8 protein-coding genes are annotated in these 6,388 nt (G+C 59.3%); 5 read left to right on the top strand and 3 right to left on the bottom strand.

Annotated elements, in window-relative coordinates; translation table 11 throughout:
• The first annotated feature begins 62 nt into the window (after positions 1–62).
• Complete coding sequence (locus tag L53_RS05735) at positions 63–749, top strand: response regulator transcription factor (protein WP_034813081.1); 687 nt, start codon at positions 63–65, stop codon at positions 747–749.
• Here L53_RS05735 and L53_RS05740 read toward each other — a convergent pair.
• Together L53_RS05740 and L53_RS05745 are read right to left on the bottom strand one after the other, a co-directional pair.
• Entirely contained in the window at positions 746–1,549 is an 804-nt protein-coding gene (locus tag L53_RS05740; RefSeq protein ID WP_034813084.1) for an exodeoxyribonuclease III, read from the bottom strand. The genes L53_RS05735 and L53_RS05740 overlap by 4 nt on opposite strands.
• Before the next feature lie 281 nt (positions 1,550–1,830).
• Positions 1,831–2,490 carry an outer membrane lipoprotein carrier protein LolA gene (locus tag L53_RS05745; RefSeq protein ID WP_034813086.1) on the bottom strand — a complete coding sequence of 220 codons (660 nt, stop codon included), beginning with the start codon at positions 2,488–2,490 and terminating at the stop codon, positions 1,831–1,833.
• A gap of 242 nt (positions 2,491–2,732) precedes the next feature.
• Between L53_RS05745 and trxA the strand changes: the two genes are divergently transcribed.
• Genes trxA through L53_RS05770 form a run of 4 tightly spaced genes read left to right on the top strand, consistent with a single transcriptional unit; the run spans position 2,733 to position 4,867 of the window.
• On the top strand, positions 2,733–3,623 hold the full coding sequence (trxA, locus tag L53_RS05755; RefSeq protein ID WP_034813090.1) for a thioredoxin: 891 nt from the start codon (positions 2,733–2,735) through the stop codon (positions 3,621–3,623).
• Between the two features lie 55 nt (positions 3,624–3,678).
• Positions 3,679–4,329: an LON peptidase substrate-binding domain-containing protein gene (locus L53_RS05760; RefSeq protein ID WP_034813092.1), complete on the top strand. Its 651-nt coding sequence runs from the start codon at positions 3,679–3,681 to the stop codon at positions 4,327–4,329.
• Positions 4,330–4,337: 8 nt separating this feature from the next.
• Entirely contained in the window at positions 4,338–4,565 is a 228-nt protein-coding gene (locus L53_RS05765; RefSeq protein WP_051607642.1) for a Trm112 family protein, read from the top strand.
• Positions 4,562–4,867, top strand: coding sequence for a gamma-butyrobetaine hydroxylase-like domain-containing protein (locus tag L53_RS05770; RefSeq protein ID WP_034813095.1), 306 nt, complete (start codon positions 4,562–4,564; stop codon positions 4,865–4,867). The genes L53_RS05765 and L53_RS05770 overlap by 4 nt, the downstream gene beginning before the upstream one ends.
• Here L53_RS05770 and L53_RS05775 read toward each other — a convergent pair.
• On the bottom strand, positions 4,864–6,102 hold the full coding sequence (locus tag L53_RS05775) for an FAD-dependent monooxygenase (protein WP_051607643.1): 1,239 nt from the start codon (positions 6,100–6,102) through the stop codon (positions 4,864–4,866). The genes L53_RS05770 and L53_RS05775 overlap by 4 nt on opposite strands.
• Between the last annotated feature and the right edge of the window lie 286 nt (positions 6,103–6,388).

Here is a 6,388-nt window from a genome sequence, read left to right on the forward strand (position 1 = left end):
AGTCATATGCCATTTGACAGCAGCCGCAATACACAGCGACGACCGAAATTTAGGAGACGCCCGTGACAGGCAACAAGACGATCCTGCTGGTTGATGATGACCAGGACCTGCGCGAAGCGCTCGCCGAGCAATTCGACCTGCACGATGGCTTCACCACATTGCAGGCCGCCAACGCGAATGAAGGCATCACTCAGGCGCTGGCCGAACGAATTGACCTTATCCTGCTCGATGTCGATATGCCGGACATGGATGGCCGCGAAGCCTGCAAGCAGATGCGGCAAAAGGGCGTGCGCGCTCCGATCATCATGCTGACCGGGCAAGACGGCGATGCAGATACGATTCTCGGCCTCGAATCCGGCGCGAATGACTACGTGACCAAGCCGTTCAAATTCTCTGTTCTATTGGCTCGGGTACGTGCGCACCTGCGCAGTTTCGAACAGTCTGAAGACGCGACCTTCCAGGTTGGGCCTTACGAATTCCGCCCGTCGATGAAGCTGCTTGTAACCGAGGACGGTCGCAAGGTGCGACTGACGGAGAAAGAAACCAACATCCTGAAATATCTCTACCGCGCACAAGGCAAGCCGGTCGCACGGGACGAGTTGCTGTCAGAGGTCTGGGGCTACAATGCGACGGTCACCACGCATACGCTGGAAACCCATATCTACCGCCTGCGTCAGAAGGTGGAGCCTGATCCGGCACACGCGCGCCTGTTGCTGACAGATGCCGGCGGATACCGCCTTCAGCCCTAGACTTTCATCTCAACGCTGATGGGCGCGTGATCTGAGGGTTTCCAGCCGCCGCGCCAGGCAAGATGGACGCGGTATGTGTCCAGCTGGGTGTCCGGCAGGGCAGCAGGGTTCATCCAGATATGGTCTAATCTGCGGCCCCGATTGCTCTTGGCCCAGTCTTTCGCGCGATAGCTCCACCAGGAATACAGTTTCTGATGGTCCTCAACGGCTAGTCGGCCGATGTCAGCAAACTTTGCCTGATTGCGCGAATCTTCCAAGCGTTCTGTCTCGCCCGGCGTGTGTGAAATGATCTTCAACATCTGCTTGTGTGACCAGACGTCATTTTCGTGCGGTGCGACATTGAGGTCGCCGACCAACACGCGCGGCGTCTTGCTCTGCTTTTTGTAGGCCGGCCCTAGCCGCTCAAGGAAATCCAGCTTGTGGGCGAACTTGTCGTTCGTGTCTGCATTCGGCTCATCGCCGCCAGCAGGCAGGTAGATATTGTGGATTTCTACGCCTGCGACTTTCGCCGCGATCACACGGGAATGGCCATGTCGGCACAGATCTGGCGCCTCTATACGTTCGATCGGCAGGCGCGAGGCAATGGCCACACCGTGATGACCGCCTTTTTGGCCGTTCAGAACGAGATGAGGCAGGCCCATTTCACGGAAGGCTTTTTCGGGAAATTCCCCGTCCTGGCATTTGGTTTCCTGCAGACAGATTACGTCCGGCTGCTCAGCGGCGACGAAGGCTTCCACATTGGGGGCGCGCAGGCGGACCGAATTGATGTTCCAGCTGACGATCTTGAGTGAATTTGACATGCAGGCTGCGTAACAGTGTTTCCAGAAACGTCAACGCGCCCGAGCGCGGGGAAGCTCGGACGCGTCAGACGCTTGCTTTGCACGTCTCGTCGGGAGGGGAAGGCTCCGACGGTGACAACGCATCTGGTCGCAGCGGGGGGTCAATTGCTGCGCGGGGTAGCTGCGTCGTCCGCAGTTGCAAAGATGTCACTCTCACAATAAAATTCAAGTGACAATTGTGTTATCTGCTTGGCTGTGTCGTCAGGGGTCCAGTTTTCCGGCGCGAGCGATCAAATCCGACCTCAATTGTCGTCAAAATCCTTCATTACGAAGAGGCGCGGGTTCAGGCGCTTGCCGGATTCGACATTCGTCAGTTGCACGGAGGTGAGGTTTCCGCCGCTATCCATTGTTCGCCAGCCGGTCAGCGACATATCGCTTTCCATCAACAGCAAGGTCAGCGTGCCGTCCATTTCACCGGACTTGTCCCGCAGTGTGATTTCGACCCGACCATTGCGGTTTTGCACGTCGAGCACGTCGGCTTCGGTGGCAAAATCGATGTCGTCATCCAGCAACAGGGCGAGCGGGGTCGTGCCGAGGGGGACGCGATCCGTGGTTTCCAGTTCGGAATCCTGAAGCGCCACAGTCGCTCCATCGCTCACGACGAGAAGCGGGCTTGGGGCGTCATATTCAAACCGCACCTTGCCAGGTCGCGAAAGGGCGAACCGTCCAGTCGATTCAGTATAGTCAGGCGCAAGTTGTTTAAACGTACCGCTTGCGGTCTCCACAGCGGCCAGCGCGGCCGAGGCACGTTCCAGCAGGTCGGCGCGTTGTTTGTCTGTCAGGCCAGCAGGCTGAGCGACTTGCGGAGCAGGGGCTGCGGTATCGGTGACCTGCAGGCCCATTGCGAAGGGGGACGTGGCGATCGCGGTGATTGCGCCAAGACTTGCCAGGAAATTCAACATTGTGCGGTCTCCTCGATTCGTTGACCAATGGACCTACACTTAAGCGCGACAGGCTTGCAGAAACAGGGCGCGAAAAAGGTATTTTCGTCGCTTTTCGTTGCACCGCATTCAGCTTCACCCAATCGCATGTCCAGATTGACTGCCAGATGAACGCGCACAGCCTGTTTGGTGTCAGGACCGCGCCTTGCGAAAAGCGGGTCTCCAGCCCATGTTCCCTGCAGATATTCAAGGAACACGCTCACATGACTGAAATGGCTTCGCTTCATACCAAAGACACAACCGACCAGGATTTCATGGCCGATGTTGTGGAGGCGTCCGAGCAACAGCCCGTAATCGTGGATTTCTGGGCGCCGTGGTGCGGACCGTGCCGGACGCTTGGGCCGATCATCGAAAAGGCGGTCGAGTCCCGCAATGGCCAGGTCAAGCTGGTCAAGATCAATATTGATGAAAACCCGGCCTATGCCGGGCAGCTTGGCGTACGTTCCATTCCGGCCGTCTATGCGTTCGACAAGGGCCGCCCGGTCGATGCCTTCATGGGCGCACTGCCGGAAAGCCAGATCAATGCGTTCGTCGAGAAGCTGCTGAGCGGAACCGATGCCGGCAAGATGATTGCCGAGGCATTGGAACAGGCTGAAGCTGCTAGCCAGGCGGGAGACATTGGCACAGCGGCGCAGATCTATGCGGCTGTCATTCAGCAGGAGCCAGAAAACGTCACAGCGATCGCCGGGCTCGCTCGCTGTTACCTCGCCAATGGCGACAAGGAACGCGCCACAGCGACGCTCGATATGATCCCCGAGGACAAACAGAATGACAGCGCCGTCAAAGGCGTCCGCACCGCCATTGAAATGATGGGCGATTCGGCGGCAGAACCAGACGAATTCGAAGCGGCGCTTTCAGCCGTCCTTGCCAATCCCGATGATCATGACACGCGGTTCGAGTTGGCAGAGAAGTATGGCGCGGCTGGCCGGTTCGGGGATGCGATTGATCATCTGCTGATCATTCTCGGACACAAGCTCGACTGGAGCGAAGGCAAGGCCAAGGAAAAGCTGCTACAGATGTTTGAGGCGGCAGGGGCGACAGACCCGGCAACCGTCAGCGGTCGCCGTCGTCTTGCATCGCTGATGTTTGCCTGAGGGAGCATTCGCTCCACATCTCTTTTCAGGCCGATCCAGAAAGAGACGCAATTCGATGACCCAGCCGAGCTTCACGCGTATTTCCGAACTGCCGGAACAGCTGGCGATCTTCCCCCTGCCCGGCGCACTCCTGTTTCCGCGCTGGCAGTTGCCGCTGAACATTTTCGAACCGCGTTACCTCAACATGATTGATGATGTCATTCAGGGCGACCGCATGATCGGCATGGTCCAGACTATCGGGGGCACACGAGCCAAGCCGGATATTGCGCAAACAGGGTGCGCGGGACGTATTACGGCCTGGTCTGAAACAGGGGATGGTCGATATCTGATCACGCTGTCGGGAATTGCGCGGTTTGATGTCTCCAATGAGCTTTCGGTGATGACGCCCTATCGGCAGGTGACGCCCGATTGGACGCCCTATGCCGAAGACCTGAAAGATGTCCCGCCTGCGCGCTTGCCGGACCGCAAGCGTCTCGTCGGTGCGTTGCACGACTATACCGAGACACACGATATGGCGACGGACTGGTCTGCAGTGGAAGAAGCCCCGCTCGAAACCCTGGTGAACGCGCTTTGCTCGGGATGTCCATTCTCCGTGATGGAGAAGCAGGCGCTCGTTGAGGCGCCCACCTTGAAAGATCGCGCGGAAACGCTCATCACCCTTCTGGAAATGGATGTGTCCGGCCAGGATGGCGGCACGCTGCAATAGGGGCGTTCATGTCTGAAGATACCGGGAAAGAAATTGGCGCGCCGCGCAAGGGCCCGTCCGGGGTTGATCCTCGCTTGCTGGAAATCCTGATTTGCCCGGTCAGCCGCCAGCCGTTGAGCTATGACCGCGCCGCCGACGAGCTGGTCTCGCCAAAGGCGCGGCTGGCCTCGATCATGCTGGCGGATGAGGCGCGCGATCTGGACGAAACCGCTCCTCACGATGAGCCCGGCGCATGAGCGATCCATCCTGGCCTGCTCGTCTGGCTTTCCGGAAATCCGCACAGGAATTATTTATCGAATTCGACGACGGCGTATCCGGAGTCATCGGCTACAAACGCCTGCGCGAGGAAAGCCCGTCAGCGGAGGTTCGCGGCCATGGCAGCGGTCCACGCCCTCCCCAGCCGCCGGTGCCGGACGATATCTCCGTGCTCGGCGCCGAACCGGTCGGGCGCTATGCCGTGCGCATCCGATTCTCTGACGGACATGATTCCGGGCTGTATACGTGGAAATTTCTGCGGGAACTGGCCGTGCCAACCTAACGCATCAGGCTTGGCAGGTGATCCTGGTCCGCGCTGGCCTGGCGGGCCATGGCTCGCCTGAGTGGTGTCACCCGTTGCGCCAGTGTCAGGGCCAAGCCCCGCAGAGGCTTCAGCAGATTGCTGTCATTGGTAAAGGCCCGGTCGATTCCATCCATGAACATCGCCGCTGCGGTCGCATCAAACCGGCGCCATTTTTCGTAGCGCTCTAGGCTGACATCCGATCCCGGATCAAGGCCGACGTCGCGAGCGTCGTACATAACATCAATCAGCGCGCCGACATCCTTGAAGCCGAGATTCAGTCCTTGCCCGGCGAGCGGATTGATCCGGTGCGCCGCATCGCCCACGAGCGCTGTACGCGGGCCAACCATGCGCGTTGCCAGCTGCATGACGAGTGGATAGGCCGAATACGGTCCGTCGATCTCCATGGGGCCCGCAAAATCTGCAAAGCGCGCATTCAGTTCGGCATTGATGTCCTCGACTGACATGGCCGCGATGGCTTCGGCCGCGCCGCGTTTCATGTACCAGGCGAGATTCGCCCGATTGTCCGGCATCGGCAGGGTCGCAAAAGGCCCCTCCGGCGTGAACAGCTGGCGCGCAATGCCTTCATGAGGGCGGTCCAGCTTCACATTGGCGGCGAAGACGGACTGATTGTAATCATGCCCTTCGGTCTGGATCCCGACGGCGCTTCGCACGGATGATTTCATCCCATCACATGCAGCAACCAGCCGGGCGTGGATTTTGCGCCCATCAGAGAGAGTCAGGCTAGCACCCGCGGGACCGATCTCCATCGACTCGAACAGCTTGCCCTGCACCCACTCTATTTCACCCGCCTTCTCGCAGGCATCGTCCAAGGCGGCCTGAAGGTCAGCGGCCGGAACCATCTGTCCAAGGGGCTGGCCATCGGGATCATCCGGCAGGTCGTCATTGCCAAACAGCACTCCAGGCACGCCGAACCAGTGGGTTCCGCCGTCGATCGCTTCCAGTCCGTTCAAAGGCTCGGTTGATCCGCGCATTGCGTTGGTCACACCTGCCGCGTCCAGCAGCCGCCAGCTGCCGCGTACGATGGCAAAGCTCCGGGTGTCCTTGCGTACCGGAGCATTCGGGTCCCGAGCGTCAACAAGTATTACAGAAAAGCCCCGTTGCGCGGCCAGAATGGCCAGTGTGGTGCCGACCGGTCCGGCCCCCACAATGGCAAGGTCATACACGCGGTCAGACTGAGCAGCTGTTTTGGTCATGGTCTTTAGCTAAGTGCCCTCCTGCCAATCGTCCAGCGATGATGGAGATTTAGGCGATTCGCCGCATCACTGCCCATGCTTTGACCATGCCTTACCTGAAAAACCGGTCTGCCCCCATGGTGGTGCGACATTCCCTCAAGCTCACAATCATATCGGTTCTGGGAGAGCACGGGGGGTCCCGAGCTCTGCAGTCTCGTGACGAAGGAGGGGCCAGATGGGCCAACTACTAAAAAATACCATACGCGGAGCAGCGCTGCTGCCAGCCGCACTATTGGCGGGGGCAGCC

This window comes from Hyphomonas sp. L-53-1-40, from assembly GCF_000682775.1.
In the GTDB taxonomy this organism is placed as follows: Bacteria; Pseudomonadota; Alphaproteobacteria; order Caulobacterales; family Hyphomonadaceae; genus Hyphomonas.